This window comes from Streptomyces pratensis (assembly GCF_037137275.1).
Classification (GTDB): Bacteria; Actinomycetota; Actinomycetes; order Streptomycetales; family Streptomycetaceae; genus Streptomyces; species Streptomyces pratensis_B.
In genome coordinates this window covers 390,218-416,422 of record NZ_JBBBEN010000093.1, presented here as the reverse complement: position 1 = coordinate 416,422, position 26,205 = coordinate 390,218, and the positions used below count along the sequence as shown (strand labels likewise).

Below are 26,205 nucleotides of genomic sequence, written 5' to 3'. Positions count from 1 at the left end.
GGCGAGCTCAGCCCTTCGTGGCGGACATGGCTCCGCCGCCACCCTGGAAGAGGCGCATGCGCAGCTCCTCGACGGTGACGGGCGGTACGTTCTCGACACCGAGGTAGCGCCGGGCCCGGTCGTCGAACGCGGCGAGGACCTCTGCGGGGACGGCGCGGGTGAAATCCATCTGCGGCCGGTACCAGTGACTGGTGAAGAGCGTCTTGATGAGGGTGCGCGGCACGTCCGAGCCGTTGGTCCCGGCGCAGTGCCAGATCCGGGCGTCGAAGACCACGGCGTCGCCCGGCTCGACCTCCAGCGGCACCGACAGCGGGGCCATGACCTCCGGGTCCGGGGCGTCGACCAGAGTCAGATGACTGCCCGGAACGACCCAGGTGGCGCCGTTCTCCTCGCGCACCCGGTCCACGTAGTAGAGGACGTTGACGCCAGGTATCCGGCTCGGCGGGAACGCCACACCGGTCACGTCCATGAGGTCGGTGTGGTAGTCCCAGGGGTAGCGGCCCTGCCCCGGGAAGAGCGTCAACGCGTCGAAGCAGTTGAGGATCGCGCGCGGGCCGAGCATGGCGTCGACGATTTCCAGGGCGGGCGAGTCCTCCAGCAGTCGGGCGAAGGACCGGTCGGCCGCAGCGAGGTTGCGCTGCGCGCCGCGCTCGCGGATCTCGACCAGGCGCTCGGCCCCCCACGCCTCGTCGTCTGCCTTGAGCATGGCATCGAGTGCCGTACTGATCTCGGTGACCGACTCGGGGGGCAAGGCGCCCGGCAGAACGACGTAGCCGGCGGACTCGATCTGGGCGATCGAAGAACTGATGTCTACTGAGCTCACGGCTGGCAGTGGTCCCTTCCGATAACGGGGAGCCCCTTCTCGGAGCGGCGGGGCCCGGGGCCTGTCCGCGCGGTCCGATCGGATGAGCTGCGGTCGGTGAAGGAGCGGTGGCGGCGGGCCGTCCGGCGAACAGCCTCCGGGACCCTGACCGGGTGGGAAGGTCCGGGGCGCGCCGATGTGGCTGCGCATCCGGTGGCCGTACCGGCCCGGCGCCCACTCTCGTGACGGAGATGCTTCCCGCCGGGCCGGGCCCTGTCCAGAGCCGACGAACATCACCATGCTGCACGGCCACAACGTGACGGCGGGATGGACCGGGCCATAGCGGGCAGCGCCCTCAGGGCAGCGGCACGACGCCCTCGGGCCCTCCTGGGGGGTGGCTCAGCAGGGAGTAGTCGTCCGGCGGTGGGACCCGCGGGCCGGGAGGGACGGCGCGGTTGAGGTCGCGCAGGCGCTCCCACAGCGCGGTGGCCCGCAGCCGCTCGTAGGCGTCGGCGTCTGCCTGCGAGGGCCGGTGCGGGGAGTGCGGCAGAAGGAACGGCTCCCGGGCGGCCCGGATGACGGCCGCCACACCGCGGCGCCCGGCGGGGGGCCGTTCCGGGCCGGCGAAGGCGTCGAACTGCACGGGCAGAGTGTGCGGTCCGTCCGCGGCAGTCGGCCGCCCGGCGGGGGCGCCCGTCATGAAGTGGTCGTACCAGGCCTCCTCCGCGTCCACGTACTCCAGCAGGGCGGAGCGGGAGGGCGTCCGGCGAAGTGCCCTGTCCAGCGCGGTGGCGGACCGGCTCCTCAGCCACAGGGGCTCCTCGCCCCCGTGTTCGTGCAGGTGAGTGACGGCGATGAGCACCGAGGCGTTGAGGCGCTCGCACGCCAGGACGGACAACGTGACGGGGGCGTCGACGGGGCCGTTCGTGCGACCGGCCACGGCCACCCGGCCGAAGGGCATCGCCCGGGCGTGCTCCAGCGCCGCGGCGCGGCCTGCCCCGCATCCGGGGCAGGGCTCGGGCACGACGGTGACGGGCGGGGGCTGGGCGCGGGTGGTCAGGGCCAGGCAGTGGGCCTCTCGTCCGGCGAGCCGCGCGAGGGCGAAGGGCGCGCCGGGCCCGTCGTCATCGCGGGTCGGCGCGGCGGGCGGCGGTTCAGGCGTCACCACGGGCTCCTCCATCGTGGGGCAGGGGTCGGGCCCGGTCGACGGCGGCCAGGGCCAGAGCCGTCAGAAGCGTGCGGGCCTCGGGACGGTCGGCGGACGGCACGGCGGTGAGGAAGCCGGAGTCGATCCAGCTGTCCACCGCGCGCTCACGGCAGCGCCGGAGCAGGCCGGGCCGCTGGGGCCGTGGGGCCGGCCGCTTGTGCGGGTCGAGGGCGTCGGCGCCCAGGAGGTACCCCGCGGCCCACAGTTCGACCACGTGCTCGGCCGGCAGGCCGAGGGCTGCGGCCCGGTCGACGGCGTCCGCCCCCGCGGGGGTCCGCAGGTGCTCGGCGAGCCCGGCGAGGACGGCGTCGACGGGAGTGCCCGTCGTCGCGCAGACCAGTCGCCAGGCCGCACACGGTTGCCGCAGAGGATGGGCGTCGGCGGCGTGCAGGAACCGGACGACGCACTGCGCGGCACGGACGGAGACCGCGTAGTGCGGCTCGGCGGAGCCGGTCGCCCGCATCGGGGCGCCGCGGTCGCCGGCCGGCGGCTCGTCCCAGTAGTCGTCCGCACGTTCCCAGGAAGGCAGGAAGACCGTGGACCGGCGGGCGCCGTGGCCGTCGTTGCCGGCGGCGCTGAGGCCGGCGCCGTGTTCGAGGAGGTTGGGGACGGTGGCGGTCACCCGCAGGTCGCTCAGTCGGCAGAACACGTCGACGAACGCGTCGTCGTCACGGAGCCGGTCCGGCAGGGCGTCGAGGAAGTCCGCCAGCCGTACGGCCGCGGGAGCGGGCATGACGAGCCCGAGGGTGGGGACGAACTCGCCCGGGACCAGCTCGGCCCAGGGCGCGCCCACGGCGGCGGCGTGGCGTACGGCGTAGGAGTTGCTGGGCGAGTCCGCGTTGACGTAGAGGGCTATCACATCACTCGGCCGGGCCCGTACGGCGGACAGCAGGTGCTCGGCGAAGTCCTGGCAGATCTCGACGTCGTCCTGGAGTACCAGGTGGTGGGTGGCTCCCTCCGCGACCGCGCGCCAGGCGTGTTTCGCCGTCCGCAGCGGACTGCGCGGGCCTTCGGGCTCCGGGTCGGTCACGAGCCGCGGCGCGAGGGGGGCCAGCCGGTCGAGCAGCGGCCGGATCGTGCCGCTGCGGGACGGGTGGTGCATCACGACCGTGCTCAGGTCGACCCGGGACGCCGGTGCGGGAAGGAGGTCGGGGCGGGTCCGGTCCACCGCCTCACGGGCGGCCGGGCCGCAGGCGTCCCCGTGCCCGGCCGACTCGGGACCGGTCGGGAGGGCCCCGTGCCGCGCGGCGACCACGGCCTTCACCTCGCCGGCGTGGGCCGGCCGGGCGGGGCCCTCCACGGAGAGGGTCCGCACGAGATCTGCGGCGATGAGCAGGCAATTCTCGGGAATGAAGGGATCGAGGTCTTTCTCCAGGTCATTGTCGCACCCCGTCATGATGTGCCCGACCGAATCGATATCCATGAAATGCCGTCCCTCTTGGGGCGTTGGCGCGAATTGCTGAGAGAAAACTTGATCATAGAGCTCGGAGATGTCGAGGTGTCAAGGAGCGCCGCTGGACGGCTACAGCCGAACGTCGGCCGATCACCGAGTTCCCGCCCAGCGGCTCCGGGCCGCCCGTCGCCCGGGAACGGGCACGCGCGCTCGTGCCGTCGTCCGCTGCGACACCATGGCGACCGACAGCCCCGCCTGCGGTATGCGCACCGGTCCGGCCGATGCCGAAGAACACCGCCTGCGGCACTGTGGCGCAAGCCTGGCGGCCCTCCCTCTCCGGGTGCCCCCGGGCGCCCCGCCCAGCAGCGACCCGTGCCCGGCCGGAGCGCCGGCGGCGGACTCGGCTGCCGGAGACCGTGTGAATTTCCCGTTTTGTCTTGCCGTCATGTTGCGGCAGTGCAGCATGGTGACGCCCGCCGATCGTGGACAGCTCACTCCTGCGGTCGCAGAATCCGATTGGCGCAAGGGTGAGCGCCGCTCGGGGGACGAAGTCGGATTTCTCGAAATCCGAAGTCGCCCCGCTCCAGCACTTCGACCAGAAAGCCTGCCTGATATGCCCAGAGATTCTTCGACGACCATTCCCCCACGGCGCGCGGTGGCTCTCTTCACGGCCGCGACCGGGCCGGCGGGGCGCGCAGCGAAGGCCGGGAGCGCCGACACCGGGTGGTGACAGCTCGGCGGGGAGCGCGCTTGCGGGGCCCTCAGGCGGCGGCGCACATTCTGACAGGCGTCAAGAAACGGACGACACGTGATCATCGCAACAACGGTCCTGGAGACCGCGCAAGGAGAGTTCAACGTCTCGACGCACGGCGTCGAAGGCTCTGCGGAGCGGTGCCTGAGCATCTCCCAGGGCGACTTGAGCGAGGCCGGCACCGTGGTCCGCCTGCACTCCTCCTGCATATTCGGCGAGGCCCTCGCCGCCTGTGACTGCGACTGCGGGCCCCAACTCGTCACGGCGATGCAGGAGGTCGACAAGCGCGGCAGCGGCGCGATCGTCTACCTCTACCAGGAAGGACGCGGCGCGGGACTCGACTTCAAGATCCAGGGGATGGAGCGTCAGCGCGTGCGGGGGATCAACTCCTACCAGGCGTACGAGTCCCTCGGGCTACCGCGCGACCTGCGCGACTACGCGCTGGCGGGGACGGCTCTCGCCGATCTCGGCTTCGCCAGGGCCGTCACGCTGATGTCGAACAACCCCACCAAGCGGAAGGCTCTGGAAGAGCTCGGGTACACGGTGGAGGCGCAGTTCGCCCTCTCCTACGCGGTGAGCCAACGCGCCTACGACTACCTGATGATGAAACAGGTCGAAGGCGATCACAGCCTGGACTTCGACAAGATCAGCTTTGTGCGCTGAACCGGACGTCCCGCGCCGCATCCACTTCAACGACTTCACCGGTCTGGGCAGCGCGAGTCTGGCGGTGCCGGTCCTGAGGGCCATGGAGACGGTGAACCCGGAGATCCGGTACACGTACCCCGCCAATCCGGTGCTCGCCGATCCACGGCTCCGGCGGGCAAGCGGTCTCGCCGGCTTGCTGGGTCCCACGGATCCGAGCTGGCGGCGGTTCGACCGGGCGGACTGGCCGGACATCGCGGCGCACTTGTCCGAGCAGAAGATCGACACCGTGGTGAACTTCCGCAACCCCGACCTCGCAGCCGACCCGCGGTACGCGGAGTTCCGCGCCTGGCACATCCACGAGGGCGGCCGGGTTCGCTGGTACGACCTCTACGGCAGGTCGGATCTGTCCTCACTCCATGTGCAGACCCGCATGACGACGCTCCTGGAATCCGCCGGCATCAGGCTCGGCCGACTGGAGGCACAGTGGCTCGGGCAGGCGCGCGACTGGGCGGGGCCCGTGGTCCCCGGCCGGGAAGAGGGTCCTGTGGTGGGGCTCTTCTGTAGTGCCAGTGTCCCGTCCAAGCGGTGGCCGGCCGCCTACTGGCGGAGTCTGGTCGGGCTCCTCGGCCAGGACCAGGGCCTGCGGTTCGACGTCTTCTGCGGCTCCGGCGGCGCCGAACGCGACGCTGCTCAGGAGTTCATGGAAACACTGCCGGAGGATGTCGGCTCCGACCGGGTCCGGCTCGTGCCGCCGGGAAGCGTCGCCGACCTGGCGACACGGCTGGGCCGCTTGTCGGTGCTCGTCGCCAATGACACCGGGGTGGGGCATCTGGCGGCAGCGTGCGGGGTGCCCACCGTCTCCCTGTTCCTGTCGACCGACCCCGGGGTGTGGGGGCCGGTCTCCTCCTCGGCGACGCACGTGAGCAGCCGGACCGGCGGGCGCTGCCCGGCACAGCGTCCGCTTCAGGGCAACTGCACCCGCCACTACGGCGCGTGCGACGCACCGTGCCAGTGGGACGTACGTCCCGACGAAGTGGCCCGGACCGTGCGCGACCACGCACGCGGCCGACCGACCGCTGTCCGTACCGGCTGATGCGAAGGAAGTCATTGTGACGGAGACACTCTTGACGGTCGCCGCCCCGGAGCTGTTCGGCACGGGCCCGCTGCTCGGCGGCCTCGCCCGGGTCGAGGAGCTGCGGAGCCTCGGCTTCACCGCCCTCGAACTGTGGTGCCCCTGGCAGGTCGACGAGACGAACGCGACCGAGGTCCGCACCGCGCTGGACGGCCTCGGGATGACCGTGGCCTGTGTGTCCTCCCCCAGCTACCTGCACGGCGAGACCACCGGTGCAGGCCGTCGGCTCATCGGAACGAGCATCGCGATCGCTGCGGAGCTCGGGGCGGCGAGGGTCAACACCTACTTCGGCCACGGGGGCACGGGCGACGACCGGGCGGCGGCCGCCGCGTACGCCCGTCTGGTGGCGCCGCTGCTGCGCCAGGCCGACGCCGCCGGTGTGACCATCGTGATGGAGAACGAGTTCGACGCGTTCGGCCACGACCCGGAGCACTACGACATCTCCCGCCGGGCGGCGTCGTTGCGGCACCTCGTCGAGCTGGTGGACCACCCGCGCTTCCGGTTGAACTTCGACGCGGCGAACTTCGCCTGCGCCGGCGAGGACGTGGCCGAGGCGGCGGCGCTGCTGGCCTCGTACACCGGGTACGTCCACGTCAAGGATGTCGTCACGGTGACCGATGGGCAGGACGGCGGGGCAACCGACGGGAACACCTACACCGACGGCGACACCACGTACCGGACGGTCCCCCTCGGCACCGGCGAAGTGCCGTGGACCGAGGTCCTGGGCCGGCTCGCCGAAGCCGGCTATGACGGGCCTTTCACGCTGGAGCCCCATTGCCGGCCCTCCGCACTGCACGCCCAGCTGACGGCGTCCCGCGCGTTCCTCATGGAGCACATCGGATGACCGCGCTGAGCTCCCCCCTCGATCTGGAAAGCACCCCTGCCGCGGAGTACTTCCGGCTCCGGGCCAGGCTGCTGGACCCGTCGGTGACGGAGGTCGACGTGCCCGATCAGGCCCGCCCCGGCTTCTGGCGGTGGTTCGCCGAGCACACCCGCGGCCGGGGGGCGGTCACGGTCCGGGCAGTGGCGGGCACGGGCCCCGGCTTCCCGGAGCCGACCGGGCGAGTAGCCCTGTGGCGGTCCCGCGGGATGGGGTCGGCGTACACGCTGCACCGGATCGCTCACCTGGCGCCGGCGCTCCTGCGCTACGAGGACGTAGCCGCCGATGTCGAACCCCACCGGGCCGGAGCGCCGCTGCCGTTCGTGCTGGCGGTGCTCAGCGCACATGCCGGCCATTCCTTCGGCTACCTGGGTGCGGTGGCCCGCCGGCCGTTCGCACCATCGGACGGCGCCGCCCGTCGGCAGCCGGACTCGGTGGCGGAGTTCATCGACGGGTGGAACGACCACCAGGGCGGCCACCGGATGCGCACCCTGCCCGGACCGCTCACCCGGGACAGGCTGCTGGCGGCCCTGCCACCGGGCGCCGAGCGGGAGCTGGCGAGCTGCGACCGTCGTCCGGGCAGCTGGTGCCGCGACTGCGACACGTGCTTCGCGTCCTTCTACGCGGCCAAGGCGGTGGGCCGTCCGCTCGGCTTCAGCCTCACCGCACGGGTCTTCGACGAACTCTACGAAAAGAGCTACCGGGCCTTTCTGTCCACCGAGTTCGCATCCGGGCCGACCGACCTGATGCGGTTCTGCGCCTATCTGCAGATGACCTACGGGCTCGTCTTCGACCGCGCCCGCGACACCCGATGACGCCCGTCCCCTCCCCTGGCCGCCCGGCCCCAGCCGGGCCCCGGCCTCCGTCCCGGCACACCGCGACGGCTCCCCCACCGGCACCGACGAGAAGTGGACGACACCGTGGACCGCACGTACCAGGCTGAGATGGCGGCACTGGCCGACACCTACGCACAGTGGCGGGAATGGCACCGGGAAGCTCGCCACACGCACCTGCGTGAACGGCTCACGGGCCCGGCCGCGTTCGTCGCGTCCGGCGGCTCACTGGCGGTCGCCCACCTCGGCGCGGCACTGTACCAGCGGTGGCGGGGCCGCACGGCGCTGGTGCTGACGCCACTCGAACTCGCGGCCACCCGCATCCAGCTGGACACGGTCTTCGTGATCTCCGACAGCATGAGCCACCCGGACGCGCTACTGGCCGTCGACGTGGCACGCCGCTCCGGCGCGGGGACCGTGGCAGTCCTCTCCAACCGTCCGGAGGAGTATCTGCGCGAGCACCTGGGCGCCGGCCTGGAGACGGTCTCCTGCCCCCGCCCCGGCAACGACGGGTGGATCGCCACCAACTCGGTGCTCAGTCTGAGCCTGGGCATGTTCACCGTGCTGGGCCGGGGGGACGACGCGCCGGCGTTCGGACCGATGCGCGAACGGTGGCTGGCCGACGACGGGACGCTCGCCCCACGGCACGACACCACCCGCGAGTCCGTGCTCTGCCTCCACACACCGGGGCTGCGCAACGTGGCCGTGGACTTCGAGACGCGGCTGTCGGAGGCGGGGCTGGGCCGGGTGACCGCCACGGACCTGCGCAATCTCGGGCACGGCCGCCATGTGGGCCTGTACCGCAACGCCGGCTCGACCGCGGTCGTGATCCTCGCCGAACCTTCCTGGGCGCCCCTGGTGCGCGGCACCGTGGAGTCCCTTCCCCCCGGGGTCGAGGCCCGGGTCTGGACGGGTGCGTCGGACGAATGGAGCCCGATCGAGCTACTGGTGCCGAGCGCGGGCTTCCTGGCCTCCCGCGCCGCGGCCGCCGCCGTCGATCCGGGCAACCCGGAGGTCTGGCCCGGAGGTGACGGTCTCTTCCGGGCTCGGGTGGACCAGCTGGTCGAGGGGGTGGGGCACGCATGGTCGTGAACCGGACCCGGCCCGACTTCTCGGCCGAGGACCTCCTCGTGACCGCGTGTGTGGTCCTCACCACGGTCGAGGGGGGCCGGCCCATGGGGTGCTTGGTGGCCTCCGTGATGCCGGTCGGCCATCGCAGCGGCCGTCTGGCGCTGGCGCTGGGCGAGGGGACGAGGACGGAACGCGCGGTCCGGCGGAGCGGAGTCCTCGGACTCCACCTGCTGGACGCCGCCGACCTGGACACGGCACGTGCCTTCTCGGCACCATGCGCCGACCCTGCGGAGCGGTTCGCGGGCATCGCCTGGACAGCCGGCGATCTCGGAGTGCCGGTCATCGGCGCGGCGGCCGCGGCGGTGGAGGCCCGGGTGGCCGCCAGCCACCGGGCCGGCCCCTGCGTGCTCGTGGACGCGGTCGTGGCTGCCTGGCACGGGGCCCCGACGGCGGACGCCCGGGTCATGACGATCTTCCACGCCCGCCGGGCAGGTCTGGAGTAGCCCGGCCGATTCGCCGCCGTACACATGTCAGGAGAACCCCATGAACGGTCCGGAGCACCGGACGCAGCCCCCGCGACCGCTTCCCAGCGGCCCCGACCACGTCGCTCTGCTCCAGCAGGCGCTCGGAACGCTCGACGCCCGGCGGCTCCAGAACTGGGGCAGGGAGCTCGCGACGGTGCTCGCCGGCGGCGGCCGCCTGCTCGCCGCCGGCAACGGCGGTTCGGCGGCGGAGGCCCAGCACCTCACCTCCGAACTGGTCGGCCGGCTCCGCGACGACCGGGCGCCCCTGTCCGCGATCGCCCTGCACGCCGAGAGCTCGGCGGTCACCGCGATCGGCAACGACTACGGCTACGACGAGGTCTTCGCGCGCCAGGTGCGGGCACACGGCCGCGCAGGTGACGTCCTGCTGCTGTTGTCGACCTCCGGGCGCAGCGGCAACGTACTGCGCGCGGCGGAGGCGGCCCGGGAGGCGGGCATGACGGTCTGGGCGCTGACCGGGGCCGCGCCGAACCCGCTCGCCGGCCTCGCCGATCAGACGGTTTCCGTCGACGCCCCCACGGCGACCGTGCAGGAGTGCCACCTGGTGGCCGTGCACGTCATCTGCGCGAGCGTCGACATCGCGCTGGGAGTCTGCCCGCCCCTCGCGCCGGAGCCCGGCTCGCTGCCCGACGACCCGGCGGGGGGCCTGGTGGTGATCGGGGACGCGCTCCTCGACCGGGATCTCCTCGGCTCCGTGGAACGGGTCTCTCCCGAGGCTCCGGTGGTGGTCGTGGACCGGGTGGAGACCCGTTCACGGCCGGGCGGCGCCGGGCTGGCCGCCGTGCTCATGGCCCGCGGCGGCGAACCCGTCACTCTGGTGACGGCGCTGGCCGCGGACCCGGAGGGGCAGGAGCTCGGCGGCCTTCTGCGAGCCGCCGGGGTCCGGGTGGTCGACCTCGGCCTGACGGGGCCCACTCCGGTGAAGAGCCGGGTCCGCGCGGGCGGCCGGACCGTGCTGATGTTCAGCCAGGAACCCGACGCTCCCCCCGCGCCGCGCCGCGGGCTCACCGACGCGGAACGCGAGCTGATCGCCGGGGCGCGTGCCGTTCTGGTCTCCGACTACGGGCGGGGTCTCGCCGAGGACGCCTCGGTGCGGGCGGCCCTCGTCGCGGCGGCTTCCGCGACCCCAGTGGTCTGGGACCCCCACCCGCGCGGGGCCCGGCCGGTCGCCGGCATCCGGCTGGCCACGCCGAACAGCAGGGAAGCGGCGGTATTCGCCGCCCGCCCCCGTGAGACGGGGCTGGTCCCGGACATCGACCGGGGCCGGCAGCTGATCGAGGACTGGGAAGCCGCCGGTGTCGCCGTCACCAGAGGGGCCGAGGGCGCGGTTCTGGTCGACGCGGCCAGGACCTCCCCCTTGGTCGTCCCGGCCCGGAGCATCGCCGCGGCGGACACCTGCGGGGCCGGTGACTGCTTCGCCTCCTCGGCCGCTGTGCTGCTGGCGAACGGAGCCCTGCTGTCCGAGGCGGTCACCGGGGCCGTGGACGCCGCGGCGGCGTTCGTCGCGGCCGGTGCGGCGGACGCGTGGACCGCCCCTGGACCGGAGCGAGGGGCCGCCGGCCCGGCCGGGCCCGCCGACCCGTTGGAGGTGGTCGCCCGGGTGCGGGCCGCCGGTGGCACCGTGGTGGCGACCGGCGGTTGCTTCGATCTGCTGCACGCGGGCCACGTAGCGCTGCTGGAGAACGCCCGGCTGCTGGGTGACTGCCTGGTGGTGTGCCTCAACGACGACGCGTCCGTCAGCCGGCTGAAGGGCAGCCAGCGCCCGGTCGTAACCGTACGGGACCGCGCGTCCGTCCTTGCCTCGCTCGCCTCCGTGGACTCGGTCGTGGTGTTCTCGGAGTCCACGCCGGTGGAGGCGCTGCGCCGCATTCGACCGGACGTCTACGTCAAGGGCGGCGACTACCGGGTGGACGACGTCCCGGAGGCGGCGCTGGTCGACAGCTGGGGCGGACGGACGGTGATCCTGCCCTACGTCGACGGCCGGTCGACCACCCGGATGATCGAGAGAATCTCCCAGGGCGGCGCCGCATGATCTCTTCCGCCCGGCGCCTCGTGTTCACCGCCTGCCGTGGCCTTCCGTCCACCCCCCCGGCGGCGGGCCGCTCAGCGGCGGGCTTCGAGGACGACGTGCGCCGGGCCGGGGTGCCGGGCCACCTTCACTCCGGCGGCGGCGAGCTTGTGGGCGTACCGCTGCTCCAGGCTCGCGTGCACCACCGCCAGCAGCTTCCCGCCGTCCCGGACGCGCTCGGCCAGAGCGTTCGTCAGAGCGGTGCTCAGGTCGGCCGGGATGTGCGTCGGCACGTTGCAGACGGTCAACGGTGTCGGCTCCACGTCCAGCGGATCAGGCGTGCACTCCACGGTCAGCGGTACGCCGTTGGCTGCTGCGTTCCGCTCGGCGAGCCACAGGGCCAGGCAGTCGACGTCGGTGGCGACGGCGCGCCGCGCCACGCCGTTGCGGACGAGGCCGATCGCGAGCGGGCCGTAGCCGACGCCGATGTCGGCCAGCACCTCGACGGGGCTCTGCCGGAGCGCGACCTCGGCCAGCAGCGCCGTGCCGTCATCGACATGGCCGGGAGAGAAGACGCCGTAGTCCGCCAGGAAGTCCAGCTCCACAGAGCCGATGGCGCCGGAGAAGGCCTTGGCCTCCGGGAGCTCGGCGCTCCGCGGGGGCAGACCGGTGACCCGGACGAGCCCGCCCTCCCGCTTGTGCCGCACGTCCCGCCAGCCGAGGCGGGTCAGCAGAGCGGCACAGGAGGCGGGCCCCTGCTGCTTGTGCAGATACCAGGAGGCTTCCGCTCCGGGGTGCGCCAGCCGATTGACGACAAGCCAGCTCAAAACCGGGATCAGCGACTTGCCGCGGTACTCGGGGAGCCTCACGAGAACCGACGTGGCGCGGGGCAGTTCCTCGGCCATGGCGGTGTGCAACGGGATCGCGGGGCCGGCCTCCCGCCGTCCGTCGAGCAGTGCCGAAGCCGTGAAGGCGATCGTTCCCACGCGGGACGACAGCCCCTCGGCCGGCATCCCCAGCCGCCACTGATCCACCTGGCCGGGAGGTGGGAGAGCTGCATCCATGATCCGCCCATGCTAGCCCACCGGCCCCCGCCCCGGCCCTGCCCCGCAAGGCGCGAGCCCGCCCGGGCCCGGGCGGACCGGCCGGCCCCGAACCCTTCCCGATAGGAGAGAACACTGTGCCTGGACCAGGTTGGTACCTGATGGACGAAGCGGAGGAGGCCGAGGTACTGGAGGCCCTCCGGGAGGGACAGTTGAGCCGGTACCGGTTCGGCGGTGAGACCTCGTCCTCCAAGACCATGCTCTTCGAGAGCGAGATGGCCCGGATTCTGGGCTCGGAGCACGTCCTCGCCCTGAACAGCTGCACGTCGGGGCTGCTCGCCGGGCTCACCGCTCTGGGCGTCGGCCCCGGAGACGAGGTGATCGTGCCCGGATACACGTTCATCGCCTCGATCGCCTCCGTGCTCTTCACCGGTGCTCGTCCCGTGCTGGCGGAGATCGACGAGAGTCTGACGCTGGACCCCGACGACGTGGCCGCGAAGATCACCCCCGCGACCCGGGCGATCATGCCCGTGCACATGATCGGCGCGCCGGCCGACATGGACCGGCTGACCGCGATAGCCGAGCAGGCCGGCTGCGAGCTGATCGAGGACTGCGCCCAGGCGTGCGGCGGCAGCTACCGCGGGCGGCGGCTCGGCACGATCGGAGCCGTGGGCGCCTTCTCCCTGAACACCGGCAAGACCATCACGGCGGGCGACGGCGGCCTGCTGGTCACCGACTCCACGGCGCTGTACCGCCAGGCCTTCGCGTTCCACGACCACGGCTTCGCCCCCGACCGCGCCGGGCTGGTGGACGAGGGGCCGCGGGTCGGGCTGAACCTGCGCCTGCACGAGCTGGCCGCCGCGGTCGGCCTCGCCCAGAGCCGCAAGCTCGACGGCATTCTGGAGCGCTGCCGTGTCCTCAAGGCCGCCGTGCGTGACGAACTGCGGGGGCTGCCGGGCGTTCGTGAGCGGGTCGTCCACGACCCGGGCGAGTGCGCCACAGCGCACGTCCTGGTCTTCGACGACCGGGCCCTGGCCTCGGCCGTCGCCGAGGCGCTCGGCGGAAGCACTCTGGCCGGTTCTGTGAAGCACAACTACGCGCACATGGGGCAGTTGCACGCCGAGTTCGCCCGGACGGACTCCGCGGGACGGCCGGCCGTGGCCAACGCCGCTCCCGGCAGTCTGCCGCGCACCGACGACGTGCTGGCCCGGTCGGTGGCGCTCAGCGTCGGGGTCGTGGACGGCTACCTCGGCACCCTCGGTGAGGTGACCGTCCTGGACACCCCGGAGGCGGCCGCCGCCAAGACCGCCGCCGTCCGCAGGACGATCGAGTCCCTCTCCGCCTCTTCCGGGCGGCGGCCATGACGCGGGCGGCCCGGACCCCCGGACGGCATCAGGTGCTGGTGACGGGCGCCGGCGGGTTCATCGGCGCGCATACCGTGCGGACTCTGCTGGACGAGGGCTGGGCGGTGACCGCGCTGGACGGGCGTGAGCTGCCCGAGTGGATGGCCGGCGCGGTCGAGCAGATCCACGACGAGGCCGACAACCCGCGGGCGCTGTCCGACCTACGTCGGGGCCGGTACGCCGCCGTGGTCCACCAGGGCGCGATCAGCAGCACGTTGGCCGATGACTGGGACCGCCTCCAGGAGGTGAACGTCCGCCAGCCGGTCGTCCTGGCCGACGCGGCGTTCACCGGGGGCGCACGGTTCGTCTACGCCTCGTCGCACAGCGTCTACGGGACCATCCACCGTCGCATCGCCGTCGCGGAACACCAGACCGGCGACCCCTCCGTCTGCACCGGGCCGCTGAACCTGTACGCCCGCTCGAAGCTGGAGCTCGACCAGGAGATGACCCGCCGGTTCGACGCAGGCCAGCCCTGGACGGCTCTGCGCTACACCAACGTCTTCGGCACGGGCGAGGCCCACAAGGGCCCGATGGCCTCGATCCTCTCCCAGCTGCTTCGGGCGGCCGCCGACGGGCGGCCCCTCACCCTGTTCGCCGACACGCTCAAGGCGTGCCGCGACTACATACCCGTCCAGAACGTGTCGCGTGTGGTGGCGCAGCTGGTGGCGCGGGACACCGAGCCGGGGATCTACAACCTCGGCTCCGCAAGCCCGATCAGCTTCGCCACCGTGCTGGAATGGTGTGCGGCCTTCACCGGCCGGCCGCTCGACGTCCAACTGATCGGCAACCCGCTCCCGGAGCGCTACCAGTACTGGACGTGCGCGGACCAGAGCCGGTTGGAGAGCGTGGTGCCCGCGGGCGGACCGATCCCCATCGAACAGGTCAAGACGGCCGCCGCCGCGCTCTTCGAGCACTTCGGCTCGGCCGCGAGGGCCGGGGCGGCGGCGGAAGGCGGAGTCGGGTGAGCGCGCGCGACGCTGTCCGCCAGGTGGTCAGGGCGCCCGGGGGCGCGGGCGCGGACCGGCTGGAGATCCGCCGGGGCCCCGCGCCGGAACTGCCGGGCCCCGACTGGTGCCTGGTCGAGACCACCGTGGCGGGGGTGTGCGGCAGTGATCTCGCCGGGGTGGACCCGAAGAACATCGACCCGAGGGCGCCCGGCGCCCCACTCGGTGAACTGCCCGCCGTCGGGCACGAGGTGGTGGGCACCGTCGCGGTGGCGGCGCGCGACGGCGGGCCGGCGGCGGGCCGACGTGTCGTCGTGCACCCGCTGGTGACCTGCGCCGTACGCGGAAGCGAGCCGTGCGTCGACTGCCGTGACGGGTGGTACGGGCAGTGCCGTTCCTTCTGGGCCCCGGGGGCCCCCTGGGGCAAGTCTCTGGGCTTCAGCACCAGCCTCGGCGGCGGTTGGGGCGATCTGGTGGCCGTTCACCGCACCATGCTCCGGCCGCTGCCGGACTCCCTGCCCGACCGGACAGCCGTCCTGGCCGAACCGCTGTCGGTGGCGCTCTCCGGACTGCGCCTGGTGCACTGCGCACCCGGCGACACGGTAGCCGTGGTCGGGGGCGGCACACTCGGGCTGCTCACCGCTCTGGGTGTGGCGAGAGTCTTCCCGAAGCGTCGCCGGCTGCTGCTGGCCCGCCACGACTTCCAGGCGGAGGCGGCCCGCCGACTCGGTCCGGGGGTGACGGAGCCTCTGGTGGGCGGGGCCGCGGTGGCCGCCGCCCGGCTCGGCCTGGACTGGGTGGATCTGGGCGGCGTGGACCTGGTGCGGGGCGGTCCCCGCCTCGTGGTGGACGCGGCGGGCACGGGCGGGTCGCTCACCGAGGCGCTCGCCCTGGTGGACTTCGGCGGGACCGTGCTGACCCTCGGCAACCCGGAGGAGTGCCGTGACCTGCGAGCACTGTGGCTGAAGCGGGTCACACTGATCGGTCACCTGGAGCACGCGTCCCTGCCCGCCGCCTGGGGCGGGGAGCCGGACTCCCTGGCGGAGGCCGTGCGGCTACTGGCCGAGCAGCCGGCGGTCGGCGAGGCGATGGTCACCCACGCCTACCCGCTGGAGTCGCTGCCCCGCGCCCTGGACGTGGCTCAGAACCGCTCACGCCACCGGGCCGTGAAAGTCGTGCTCGCCCGAACACCGCCGGCCGAGACCACGAACCGTGTGATGCACCGAAGGAGCCCGTGACTGTGATCATCGTCTTCGACCTGATGGAGACCTTGCTGACCGACCCGTACCTGGACGCGCACGAGAAGGCAACGGGGATGAGCTTCGCCGACTTCGAGCGGCTGCGCCCTGCGGGTCTCTACCACGCGATGGAGCGCGGCGAGGTCCCGGAGAGCGCCTACTGGGCGGGGCTGCGCGAGGCCGGCGTCGACTGCGACACCGCGCTCTTCCACCAGGTGCGGCGGGACGGGTACCGCTGGCTCGACGGCATGAGGGACCTCGCCACGGAATGCGCGGCCGTCCGGAGGACGGTGATCGGGTCCAATTACCCGGACTGGATCGAGGAGGTGGGGCGGGAATTCCTGCACGACCTCGACATCGAGATCTTCGCCTCCTACCGGTTCGGGGTCCGCAAGCCGTCGGAGGCCTTCTTCCGACAGCTCTGCGACCGCGTCGGTGCGGCCCCGCACGAACTGGTCCTCATCGACGACAAGGCCGAGAACACCGCCGCCGTGACGCGGCTCGGCGGTCTCGGCATCACCTTCGTATCGGCGGACGACACCCGGCGGCGTCTGCGCCGCGCCGGCGTGTTGCCGGCCGTCTCCCCCCAGGAGGGGCGCTCATGACGACCGCGGTCTCCCGCCACCGGGCCTTCCTGCTCACCCCGGACGGCGACCTCGTGCTGACCCACGCCGAGACGCCGTCCCCGGGTGCGGGGCAGGTGCTCGTCCGTGTCACCGCGTCCGGGGTGTGCGGCAGCGACCTGGCGGAGTTCCGCCGTCGCCGCGCGCAGCCAGGAGCGCATCCGCCGCTGGTCATGGGGCACGAGGTCGCGGGGGTGGTCGCGGCCGGCGGCACGCCCGAGTGGCCCGAGGGAACGCCCGTAGTGGTGGACCCGGCCCTCTTCTGCGGGCGGTGCTCCACTTGCCGTGCCGGCCGGACGAGTCACTGCCCCGACCTGAGAATCGTGGGCCACAACTACGGCCAGGGCGGGCTGTCCGAGCACCTGGCCGTGCCTGCCGACGCGCTGATCCGGGTACCGGCCTCCCTCCCGCCCGCCACCGCCGCCCTCGTCGAACCGCTGAGCTGCGCCCACCACGCGGTGCTCCGGGCAGGTGACGCGGACCCCCGTGCCGGGGCCGTCGTCTTCGGCGCCGGCGCGATCGGGCTGGGGATCGCACTGGTGCTCCGTGCACGCGGCTTCGAGACGCCCGTTCTGGTCGACCCTGCTCCCGGGCGGCGGGCGGCGGCGACCGCGGCCGGCTTCACCGCCCTGTCCGGCCCTCCCCCGGAGGCCGCGCCCCTGGTCTTCGAGGCGTCGGGGGCCCCGGCGGGCTTCCGGGACGCCTTCACACTGACGGCCCGCGGCGGCGCCCTGGTGGTCGCCGCCCAGCACGGGGAGGACCTGGTGATCGACCCGTGGTCGGCGTTCGCGAAGGAGATCCGGCTGACCTGGTCGCTCGGCGCGCTGCGGTCCGACTTCGACGACGTCATCGAGCTGGTGCACAGCGGTCGGCTGAATCCCGCAGGATTGGCCGAATCCGTTCGGCCGACGGATCTGACCACACTCGCCCTCACCGCGATGGCGGCGGGGGCCCGGCCCAAGGCGGTCGTCGCCATGAGCGGATGGGACACGCCCGAGTGAGCGCTCCGGGCCGGCCCGCCGGAGCCGCGTGAGCGGGGCGGAAGGGTTCGTCCCGCCCTGCCCTCGGCTCGACATGCGTAGGGTGAATCCGGATCGTGTGAACACGTGGGGGAGTTCTCAGACATGGCCGACGATACGACTGTTCAATCTCTGACCGAGCCCGCCCGCCGCCTTTACGCCTGGATACTCGAGCGGGGGGAGTTCGACGCGCAAGAGGCGCAGAGGGCGCTCGGGCTCTCGGACGCGGCCCGGGACGAGGCCGTCAGGCTGCTCGCACAGCTGAGGCTGCTGCGTCGGTTGCCGGACGGCAGGCGGGTCGTGGCGGGGCGCCCGGACGTGGCAGCCGCAGAGCTCATCGGCCCGCTGGAGCGGCAGATGCAGGGCTTTCAGCGGCTGACCAGCCAGATCCACAGCGACTTCGATGCCCTGATGTCCCTCTATCTGGCCAGGGACCGCAGGGAGCGCGGGCTGGGCAAGGCCCTGGACCGGCTGACGGACCCGGTCGGGGTGAACGCCAGGATCGACGAGCTGTCCGAGCAGTGCACCGAGGAAGTGCTGACCATGCAGCCGGGTGGGGGCCGCCCCACCACTCAGCTGGACCGCGCCTATCCGCGCGACCTCGCCATGCTGTCGCGCGGCGTGCGGATTCGCTCGCTCTACCAGCACTCGGCCCGGTTCGACGCTCGCACTCGCAGCTACGTCGACGACGCCACCCGCCACGGAGCGGAGGTCAGGACGGTCCGCGAGCTGAGCAACAAGATGGTCGTCTTCGACCGGCGTACCGCCTTCATCCCCGCCGGCGCCGCCTCCGGCCGGAACGACGCCATGATCGTCCGCGAGCCCGCGGTCGTGGCTTTCCTCTGCGGCCTGTTCGAGCAAGTGTGGGACCGTGGGGTGGACTTCGCCGGTGAGATCAGGTCGCAGGACCAAGAGAGAGCACTGGCGAACTCCGTCAAGTCCAGCATTCTCCGTCTGCTGGTCCAAGGCGTCCGCGACGAGGCCATCGCCCGCCGGATGGGAATCTCGGTACGCACCTGCCGTCGGCACATCGCCGAGATCATGGAGACGACGGGCGCCGAAAGCCGTTTCCAGGCCGGTTATCTGGTAGCCGGGCGCCAACTGCTGGACGCCCAGGACTGACCCGCGAGGGCGCCTGTGTCTTCTCGCCCGGGCCGACGGACGCCCGCCTCCTGTTGATGCCATGCACCTTTGTGAGGCCGGTACGCGATGGACGCTGCATCCGGCCTGCTGGCAGGATCGGCACGGGCCCGGCCCGCAGCCGTCCGCGCGACGCCCAGCGGTCCGGGACTGCTGTCGGCCGGTCCGCGGCCCAGGCGCACCGGCGCGTCGTCGGCGCGTCGCGCGGGACGGCCGAGGAGACGGCGGGCGCCGAGGGGCGCTCGCCCGGGCAAGCCGGCGACCGGCCGCACCGACGTCCTCACGCGGACGGCCCGCGGGGCTTCGACGGTCGTCACCCTCCCGGCGCGGGCGGCGCCGGCCCGCTGCACCGAGAACCAGGGCCTCCGTACTGAGCGCCCTCCGACTCTCCGCTGTGATTTGGGGAAACAATGACTGCAGAAGCCGCAGGGCCCGGCAACCCGGGCCGCCCGGTCCAGTCCGCGGACGTGGTGGTCGTCGGCGGGGGGCTCGCAGGCCTGGCCCTGGCCCGACGGCTCGCGGACCGGCATCCCGGCCGGGTCCTCGTCATCGAGTCCGGACCCGACGCCGGCCGCGACCACTACCGGTGGGTGAACGACGCCGGCACGGCCGACGCGCTGTGGCTGGAGCCAACGGCGGACCCGCACTTCTGGCAGCCGTACCTGCCCACCGACTCCGGCTACCGCGGCATCGCCGGCCTGCGCCGCCGACTCGGCGGGCGTTCCCTCTACTGGGGCGGCGTGGCGGTCCCCATCGAGCCGTGGGCGCTGGACAGCGGTGCGTGGCCCAGCTCAGTGGTCCACGACCTGACCGCGTCCTGGCGGGGCGGGCCCTCCCTGTACGAGTCGGTCGCCGCCGACGTGCGGCGGTGGGCGGGCGATCGCGTGCCCCCCGCGGAGCCGCCCCTGCTGCTCGCCGGCCGGGAGTTCACCGAGGCGCCCCGCGCCGTGCGCGAGGCGGCTGACGGACGATGGCAGGCGTACTCCCCCCTGGACGACTGGCCCGAGGGCGTGGAGATCCGCTGCGACAGCCACGCCGTGGCGGTGATCGTGCACGAGGGTGAGGCCACCGGGGTACTGGTGGAGCGGAACGGCGAACGACAGGTGATCAACGCCTCCAGGGTCGTGCTGGCGGCGGGGACCGTCGAGAACAGCCGGCTGGTCCTCCAGGCGCTGCGCGAGGTCGACGAGGGGGCCTCGCCCCAGGTGATCGGCCTGGCCGACAAGTTGGCGCAGGGCTTCGCGGCGTCGTTCGACCCCGCTGCCGTGCCTCCGTCCCTGCGTCGGCTGGCCGAATCGGGCCGGCTCTTCCTGTCGCGCGCGGACGGCGAGCTGCGCTCCAGCCTGTTCCTGCAGGGCCGTACAAACGCGCACGGCATGGTGATCGTCGACTGCTACTGCATGGGCGAGCAGCTCCCCGGGCCTGCCGGCCGGGTGTGGTGCGAGCCCGGAACGCGGTTGCCCTGGCCGACGTTCGTCGCCGGCGGTCTGAGTTCCGTGGACGAGCGGTTGGTGCAGGACCAGCGCCGCGCGCTGACACACCTCCACGAGGAGCTGTGCCGTGAGGCGGGATGGACCGTCGGCCCCCTCGGCTTCGAGGACCCCTTCGGCTCCCCGGACCTGGCGGATCGGCTCAGTGCGGGAGACGCGATGACGGCTCCCGGCCGTACGTCGACCTACGCGTTCCCCATCGGCTCCGAGCAGCACGAGGCCGGAACGCTTCCGCTCGGCGGCCCGCTGCTGGACGAGCACGCGAGAGTACGGGCCGTAGGCGGGGTGTACGTGACCGGCCCGGCCGTCTTCCCCCGTACCGGTGCGGCCAATCCGGCGCTGACGATCCTCGCGCTCGCCACCCGTCTGGCGGATCAACTGGCCGCAGCGGAGGCCTGACCGGCGCACGCGGACCCGACCGCGCGCCCCGTCCCACAGCCTCGTATCCCAGCCTCGGTTCCGCCCGCCGCAGCGCCGGGCCGGGGCGGCGACGCCGACGCCGCCCCGGACTACGACCCGTCGCCCGCCGGTCGACGCCCCCTGCGTCAGCCGGTAGGCCGCCGCTGCCTTCGAGGCCGTCGCGGTCACCGCCACGCACCGGCCTGGCCGGGAGGGCCATGTCCACGATCTGTACCATGTGCCATGGCACAGAAGCCGTTGGACCGGCACCCCCCTCCGGTCGCCTCCCCCGCGACCGGCCGTCCCCTCCGACGGACCGGCCTGAGCCCGTCGATGCCGGTGAGAGGGCCGCGCGACGCGACCCCGTGGGGGCGGGTGCCACATCGCTGAAGGGGAACGCGTGAGTGAGCTGAAGCCCCGCCGGCCCATCCCGGCGCCGGAGCACCTGCGCGACCAGGTCGCCGACGCCCTGCGCGCCGCCCTCGTCGCGGGAGACCTTCGGCCCGGTGTGGTCTACTCGGCGCCCGCCCTGGCCGCCGAGTACGGCGTGTCCGCCACGCCCGTGCGGGAAGCCATGCTGGACCTGACCCGGGAGGGCCTGGTCGAGGCGGTTCGCAACAAGGGGTTCCGCGTCACCGAACTCTCCGCACGCGACCTGGACGAGTACACCGAGATCCGCGCGCTCATCGAGGTCCCCACCACCGGCCGCGTGACCCGGACCGCCTCACACGAGCGGCTGGAGGCGCTGCGCCCCCTGGCCGAGGAGTCCGTCGCCGCCGCAGCCCGCGGCGACCTGATCGGCTACCTGGAGGCGGACCACCGCTTCCATCTCGGCCTGCTCGCCCTGGCGGGAAACGCCCGACTCGTCGACACGGTGGCCGACCTGCGTCGGCGCTCCCGGCTCCACGGGCTCACCGGCCTGTCCCGTGACGGGACGCTGGCGGAGGCGGCGCGGGAGCACATCGCGCTCCTGGAAGCCATGATCGCCGGGGACGCCGTAGGGGCCGAGGAGCACATGCGCCGCCACCTGGCGCGGGTGCGGACCCTCCTGCCGGCGCGCCGGCAGGAGGCCGACCGCCTCCCCCCGGCGGCGCGGCGGCGCGGCGCTCGCTGACGCCGAGCCGATACCGCGCCGGGCCGGGCCGGGCCGGGCCAACCGGAAGACGGCGGCGACCACCGCACCGGCCCCGTCGGCGCACGGGCCGGTCCGAAGCCGAAGCGATCAGTGCACGTGCCGGCCGGGGCCCGGGGCCGGAGCCGTCCAACTGCCCAGCAGGCGCAGCGCGGCGTCCGCACGCGGGTCGGGCGCGGTGAAGACGACCAGGCGCCGGCCCTCGTCACCGGGCAGCGACAGGGTCTCGTACGCCAGGTCGAGACGCCCGACCAGGGGGTGCCGGAAGCTCTTGACCCCGTACGTCTTCTCCCGCACCTCCTGCGCCGCCCACAACTGCCGGAACTCCGGGCTGTGGCGGCTCAGTTCCGTCACGACCCGGCCCAGCCGCGCGTCCCCGGGGCGACGGCCCGCGGAGAGGCGCAGGAAGCCCGCTGTCTGCCGCGCCACGTCCGCCCACCGCGGGTACAGCTCGCGGGCGGCGGCGTCGAGGAAGACGTGGCGCGCCAGGTTCGCCCGCCCCGGTGACGCCCCGTCGGCGCCGCCGACGAGGGCGTGGGCCAGGTCGTTCGCGGCGAGGACGTCCATCGCGGGCCCCAGGAGATAGGCGGGAACGGCACCCACGGCGGCGAGGAGGCGGCGCAGCTCCTCCCGTACGGGCGGGTCGGGCACCGTATCGGCGTCACCCGCTCCCTCCGCAGGCCCGCACGCTCCCGAGACGGCAGCCTCGTGGGGGCGGCCGGCCGTCGCGGGCCGAGGTAGGCGGCGGGCCGACCGGCGCGCGAGGTCGTGCAGGTGCGCCCGCTCCTCCGGTCGCAGGCGCAGCGCACGCGCCAGGGCGTCCAGCACGGCGTCGGACGGATGGCGGGCGCGGCCCTGCTCCAGGCGCGTGTAGTAGACGAGGCTGACGCCCGCGAGGTCGGCCACCTCCTCACGGCGCAGCCCCGCGACCCGTCGCCGGCCGACGACGGGGAGGCCGACCGCCCCGGGGGCCACCCGGGAACGCCGGGACTTCAAAAACGCGCCGAGTTCGCTGGAGGGGTTCACACGCGCCAGTATGCGCGGGGGCGGCGGTGGCCGGCCTGTCCCTGCCGGTACCCCCCTGCGGCCGGCGCGATGCCGTCGCGGCCGCTGCCTGGTACTCGCGGAGTCATGGCTCCGCGCCCGCCGTGCCGCGACGGTGGACCCGGGTGCGGAACCGCACCCGCCGCCCGGCGTCCCGACTGCTCGGGCGGCACGAGGACTTCGATACGGCAGGAGCGGGTTCGATGCGCGCAGTGGTCTTCTCCCGGTACGGCGACGAGAGCGTCCTGGAACTCACCGACCGGCCGGCGCCGGTCCCGGCGGACGGGGAGGTCCTGGTGGACGTCAGGGCGGCAGGGGTGAACCCGGTCGACTGGAAGCACCGCGAAGGGGCCGTGCGCGGTGACCGGCCCTTCCCGCTGGGCATGGGCTGGGACGTCGCGGGCGTGGTGCGCGAGACCGTGCCGGGCGGACCGGCGGTCGGCGAAGCGGTGTACGGCATGCTCCCCCTGCCGTACGGGGGCGCCTACCAGGAGCTGTGCGTCCTGCCCGCCTCCGCCGTGGCGCCCAAGCCGGCCCGCCTGTCCTACGCGGAGGCCGCCGCCGTGCCCCTGGCCGCCCTGACCGCGTGGCAGGCGCTGGAGGCGGCGGGGGCCGCCGCCGGCCTGCGTGTCCTGGTGCACGCGGGCGCGGGCGGCGTGGGGCACTTCGCCGTGCAGTTCGCCCAGAACCTGGGGGCCCATGTCACCGCGACCGCCTCCGCCCGCAACCTGGACTTCCTGCGCGGGCTCGGCGTCCACGAGCCGGTGGACCGCGCGACGGCCGACCTGGCGGCGGCGGAACCGTTCGACGTGGTCCTGGACACCGTCGGCGGTCCGGTGCAGCACGCGGCGTGGTCGCTGCTGCGCCCCGGCGGCGCCCTGATCACCCTGCCGGAACCGGTGGACGAGGCGCACCGCCTCCCGGGCGTCACGGCCCGCCGCGTCGTCGTCACGCCCGACGGCGGGGCCCTGCGCCGGATCGGCGCACTCGTCGACTCCGGCGCCGTCCACGTCGAGGTCCAGTCGGTCCTCCCACTGGGCGAGGCCGCCCGGGCCCACCGGACGAGCCGGGAGGGCGGGGTGCGGGGAAAGCTGGTCCTCGCTCTCTGAGCACCGACACCGCTCCCGGCGGGGTCTGCCGGGAGCGGTGCGGGTCCGCGCGGGGGGCGTCGTGCGTGCGCGAGGCACTGTGGGGCCTGGCGCCTTCACGCGTGCGGACGGCTCGGGCCGTACGGGTCAGGCCGTACGGGTCAGAACTGGAGCGACCAGGCGTTGATGTAGCCGGTGTCGTTGACCCAGTTGTCGGTGACGCGGAGCTTCCACGTCCCGTCGGCGGCCTTGCTGGAGGCGTCGACCGTGATCGTGCCCCGGACGTCGTCGGCGCTGTCGTAGGAGTTGTAGTTCTTCAGGAGGAACACCCCGCCGTCGGGCGCGACCAGCTCGACCTTCACGTCCCCGCGGTAGGTGTGCCGGATGTCGACGGTGACGGCCAGGTCGGCGGGGGCCCTGCCGTCGATGCCGGTGACCGTGATGGGCGACGTGACGGTTGCGTTGTCACGGATCTGGTAGTCGTCGGTGTTCTCGAACGTGTCACCGTCGCCGGGCGGCGTGGTGTCGTCGCCGGCGCCCGTGTACAGGAGCTGGTTGGGGGAGCCGGTGCGGGCGTCGGTGACCTTGCCCGGCGTGGCGTCGTCGAGCAGCTCGGCGCGGACCTGGGCCGGCGTCCACGTGGGGTTGGCGGAGAGCAGCAGGGCCGCCGCGCCGGCGACGTGGGGGGCGGCCATGGAGGTGCCGCTCATCGACTGGGAGTTGGTGTCGCCGGAGTTGGACGTGGAGACGATGCTGTCGCCCGGGGCGAAGATGTCCAGGCAGGAGCCGTAGTTGGAGGCCTGCCCGTTGTTCCAGCCGGTGGCGCGGGCGTCCCGGCTGTTGGTGGCGCCGACCGTGATGGCCGACGGGGTGGAGGCCGGGGAGTACGAGCACGCGTCGGCGTTGTTGTTGCCGGCCGCCACGACCCAGGTGGTGCCGGAGGATATGGAGGCCGCCACCGCGTCGTTCACGGAGTCGATCCTGCCGCCCCCGACGCTCATGTTGGCCACGGCCGGCTTCACCCCGTTCTTGGTGACCCAGTCGATGCCCGCGAGGACCGGGGCCCACGTGTCGCCCGAGTTGCCCTGGCAGTTCAGCACCCGGACGCCGATGAGCTTGACGCCCTTGGCCACGCCGTACGCGCCGCCGCCCACGGTGCCGGCGACGTGGGTCCCGTGGCCGTTGCAGTCGGAGGCGTTGGAGTCGTTGTCGATGAAGTCGTAGCCGCTGACCGCCCGTCCGCCGAAGTCGCGGTGGCTCATGCGGATGCCCGAGTCCACGATGTACGCGTTCACGTTGGAGGCGGTGGCGCCATAGGTGTAGCTCCGGTCCACCGGCAGGTCGCGCTGGTCGACGCGGTCCAGCCCCCAGGAGGGCGGGTTGGTCTGGGTGTCGATCGCGTACGCCGCCGCGTCGGCCTCCACCCGGGCCACCGACGGGTCGGCGGCCAGCTGCTTGGCCTTCTCCTCGCTCATGCGCACGGCGAAACCGCGCAGGGCGGCGGTGTAGGTGAAGCGCAGGCTGCCCGCGTGCCGCTTGGTCAGGGCCTTCGCGGAGCCGGGCACGTCGGCGCGGGCGACCGAGTCCTTGAACGTGACGATGTACGAGCCTTCGACCGCGCCGGGGCGATCCGCGCCGACGATGCGGCCTTCGCCGCCCGGCGGCACGGGGGCGGCGACGGCCCCGGTGGTCTGGGCCGCCCCGACGAGCAGGGCGGCGCTGGCGCCGACGGCGAGCAGGCGTCGCAGGACGCGTGCGTCAAACTCCATGGTTTCTCCTTGAGAGCTGTCCGGAACCGGCTCGGGCCCGGAGGTGGAGCACTCGTCGCCCCGGTGGTCTGGCGGACCCACGCCGTCCGTGGTGGGAGGCGCGGGCCCAGAGGGCGACCGCGGTGTCACGGGGGTGTCCAGGCATGCCGGGGTCATGACAATGGCCTGGTCGTAGCGGTCGTGCGGACGCCTTCGGGTGTCGGCGTCCGCGGGCGGTGGGGCGAGGTGGCGTGTCCCACGGAGTGGGCTCCGTGCGGCACGGGTCCGGCCACGCCGGGCGGCTGTGTGGGGACGCGGCCGCCTCCGTGCACCCGGCCCTGCCGGCCAGGGACCGGAGTGCACGGGGTGGCGTCGCCGGATCGCCCAGAGCTTCGGTCATCCGCCCGCCGTCCAGCAATCCGTAGCGCTACCCAAAGAGCGGGAGCGGCGGTACGGACACCGGCCGTCCCGCGCCCCGCACCGCCCGCGGCCCGCCTCCGGCCGCCCCTCCCCCACCGCCTGCGGCCGGGCCGGGCGGGGCGCGGACAGGCCGTCGGCATTCTCTAGGTGATCGCCCCTATTGCAACGGCGGCCGTCCGGCGGGTAGACCACCTGCCCAACGGGCCCCCG

The 26,205-nt window shown here is 73.5% G+C and carries 22 protein-coding genes; 16 read left to right on the top strand and 6 right to left on the bottom strand.

Annotated features, from left to right (window positions below):
* Positions 1-7 precede the first annotated feature (7 nt).
* The 3 genes from V9U70_RS21170 to V9U70_RS21160 form a co-directional block, all read right to left on the bottom strand.
* Complete coding sequence (locus V9U70_RS21170; RefSeq protein WP_336677469.1) at positions 8-823, bottom strand: phytanoyl-CoA dioxygenase family protein; 816 nt, start codon at positions 821-823, stop codon at positions 8-10.
* A gap of 334 nt (positions 824-1,157) precedes the next feature.
* The gene (locus V9U70_RS21165; RefSeq protein ID WP_336677467.1) at positions 1,158-1,967 is read right to left on the bottom strand and encodes a hypothetical protein; all 810 of its coding nucleotides are present in this window, start codon (positions 1,965-1,967) and stop codon (positions 1,158-1,160) included.
* The gene (locus V9U70_RS21160) at positions 1,957-3,432 is read right to left on the bottom strand and encodes a hypothetical protein (RefSeq protein WP_336677465.1); all 1,476 of its coding nucleotides are present in this window, start codon (positions 3,430-3,432) and stop codon (positions 1,957-1,959) included. Before V9U70_RS21160 ends, V9U70_RS21165 begins: the two co-directional genes overlap by 11 nt.
* Before the next feature lie 778 nt (positions 3,433-4,210).
* Here V9U70_RS21160 and V9U70_RS21155 point away from each other — a divergent pair.
* The 7 genes from V9U70_RS21155 (at position 4,211) to rfaE2 (ending at position 11,288) form a co-directional block, all read left to right on the top strand.
* The gene (locus tag V9U70_RS21155; protein ID WP_336677463.1) at positions 4,211-4,816 is read left to right on the top strand and encodes a GTP cyclohydrolase II; all 606 of its coding nucleotides are present in this window, start codon (positions 4,211-4,213) and stop codon (positions 4,814-4,816) included.
* Positions 4,806-5,891, top strand: a complete 1,086-nt coding sequence (locus tag V9U70_RS21150) for a glycosyltransferase family 9 protein (RefSeq protein WP_336677461.1) — start codon at positions 4,806-4,808, stop codon at positions 5,889-5,891. The genes V9U70_RS21155 and V9U70_RS21150 overlap by 11 nt, the downstream gene beginning before the upstream one ends.
* A 16-nt stretch (positions 5,892-5,907) precedes the next feature.
* Complete coding sequence (locus V9U70_RS21145; RefSeq protein WP_336677459.1) at positions 5,908-6,774, top strand: sugar phosphate isomerase/epimerase family protein; 867 nt, start codon at positions 5,908-5,910, stop codon at positions 6,772-6,774.
* Positions 6,771-7,625 (top strand): hypothetical protein, encoded by an 855-nt coding sequence (locus V9U70_RS21140; RefSeq protein ID WP_336677457.1) that lies wholly within the window; start codon positions 6,771-6,773, stop codon positions 7,623-7,625. The genes V9U70_RS21145 and V9U70_RS21140 overlap by 4 nt, the downstream gene beginning before the upstream one ends.
* Before the next feature lie 93 nt (positions 7,626-7,718).
* Complete coding sequence (locus V9U70_RS21135; RefSeq protein ID WP_336677455.1) at positions 7,719-8,735, top strand: hypothetical protein; 1,017 nt, start codon at positions 7,719-7,721, stop codon at positions 8,733-8,735.
* Positions 8,726-9,217 (top strand): flavin reductase, encoded by a 492-nt coding sequence (locus V9U70_RS21130; RefSeq protein ID WP_336677453.1) that lies wholly within the window; start codon positions 8,726-8,728, stop codon positions 9,215-9,217. Before V9U70_RS21135 ends, V9U70_RS21130 begins: the two co-directional genes overlap by 10 nt.
* Before the next feature lie 40 nt (positions 9,218-9,257).
* Positions 9,258-11,288: a D-glycero-beta-D-manno-heptose 1-phosphate adenylyltransferase gene (gene rfaE2, locus V9U70_RS21120; protein ID WP_419724002.1), complete on the top strand. Its 2,031-nt coding sequence runs from the start codon at positions 9,258-9,260 to the stop codon at positions 11,286-11,288.
* Positions 11,289-11,359: 71 nt separating this feature from the next.
* Here the strand turns inward: rfaE2 and V9U70_RS21115 are convergent, their stop codons facing one another.
* The gene (locus tag V9U70_RS21115) at positions 11,360-12,328 is read right to left on the bottom strand and encodes a methyltransferase (RefSeq protein WP_336677451.1); all 969 of its coding nucleotides are present in this window, start codon (positions 12,326-12,328) and stop codon (positions 11,360-11,362) included.
* Between the two features lie 140 nt (positions 12,329-12,468).
* Here V9U70_RS21115 and V9U70_RS21110 point away from each other — a divergent pair, with 140 nt between their 5' ends.
* The 8 genes from V9U70_RS21110 to V9U70_RS21075 all read left to right on the top strand — a co-directional run bounded on the left by V9U70_RS21110 (position 12,469) and on the right by V9U70_RS21075 (position 21,677).
* Positions 12,469-13,671, top strand: coding sequence for a DegT/DnrJ/EryC1/StrS family aminotransferase (locus V9U70_RS21110; RefSeq protein WP_336677449.1), 1,203 nt, complete (start codon positions 12,469-12,471; stop codon positions 13,669-13,671).
* A complete protein-coding gene (locus V9U70_RS21105) occupies positions 13,668-14,675 on the top strand; it encodes an NAD-dependent epimerase/dehydratase family protein (protein WP_336677447.1) in 1,008 nt (335 codons plus the stop codon). The genes V9U70_RS21110 and V9U70_RS21105 overlap by 4 nt, the downstream gene beginning before the upstream one ends.
* Positions 14,672-15,892, top strand: a complete 1,221-nt coding sequence (locus tag V9U70_RS21100; RefSeq protein WP_336677445.1) for a zinc-dependent alcohol dehydrogenase — start codon at positions 14,672-14,674, stop codon at positions 15,890-15,892. Before V9U70_RS21105 ends, V9U70_RS21100 begins: the two co-directional genes overlap by 4 nt.
* Entirely contained in the window at positions 15,889-16,497 is a 609-nt protein-coding gene (locus V9U70_RS21095) for an HAD family hydrolase (RefSeq protein ID WP_336677443.1), read from the top strand. Before V9U70_RS21100 ends, V9U70_RS21095 begins: the two co-directional genes overlap by 4 nt.
* The gene (locus tag V9U70_RS21090) at positions 16,494-17,516 is read left to right on the top strand and encodes a zinc-dependent alcohol dehydrogenase (RefSeq protein WP_336677441.1); all 1,023 of its coding nucleotides are present in this window, start codon (positions 16,494-16,496) and stop codon (positions 17,514-17,516) included. Before V9U70_RS21095 ends, V9U70_RS21090 begins: the two co-directional genes overlap by 4 nt.
* Before the next feature lie 123 nt (positions 17,517-17,639).
* Complete coding sequence (locus V9U70_RS21085; protein WP_336677439.1) at positions 17,640-18,656, top strand: helix-turn-helix transcriptional regulator; 1,017 nt, start codon at positions 17,640-17,642, stop codon at positions 18,654-18,656.
* Between the two features lie 428 nt (positions 18,657-19,084).
* Positions 19,085-20,563, top strand: a complete 1,479-nt coding sequence (locus V9U70_RS21080) for an FAD-dependent oxidoreductase (protein WP_336677437.1) — start codon at positions 19,085-19,087, stop codon at positions 20,561-20,563.
* Between the two features lie 400 nt (positions 20,564-20,963).
* On the top strand, positions 20,964-21,677 hold the full coding sequence (locus V9U70_RS21075; protein ID WP_336677435.1) for a GntR family transcriptional regulator: 714 nt from the start codon (positions 20,964-20,966) through the stop codon (positions 21,675-21,677).
* Positions 21,678-21,785: 108 nt separating this feature from the next.
* Here V9U70_RS21075 and V9U70_RS21070 read toward each other — a convergent pair whose 3' ends face one another.
* Positions 21,786-22,721: a helix-turn-helix domain-containing protein gene (locus V9U70_RS21070; protein WP_336677433.1), complete on the bottom strand. Its 936-nt coding sequence runs from the start codon at positions 22,719-22,721 to the stop codon at positions 21,786-21,788.
* Positions 22,722-22,942: 221 nt separating this feature from the next.
* Between V9U70_RS21070 and V9U70_RS21065 the strand changes: the two genes are divergently transcribed.
* Entirely contained in the window at positions 22,943-23,848 is a 906-nt protein-coding gene (locus tag V9U70_RS21065; protein ID WP_336677431.1) for an NADP-dependent oxidoreductase, read from the top strand.
* 140 nt (positions 23,849-23,988) lie between these two features.
* Here the strand turns inward: V9U70_RS21065 and V9U70_RS21060 are convergent, their stop codons facing one another.
* Positions 23,989-25,596 (bottom strand): S8 family peptidase, encoded by a 1,608-nt coding sequence (locus V9U70_RS21060; RefSeq protein WP_336677429.1) that lies wholly within the window; start codon positions 25,594-25,596, stop codon positions 23,989-23,991.
* Between the last annotated feature and the right edge of the window lie 609 nt (positions 25,597-26,205).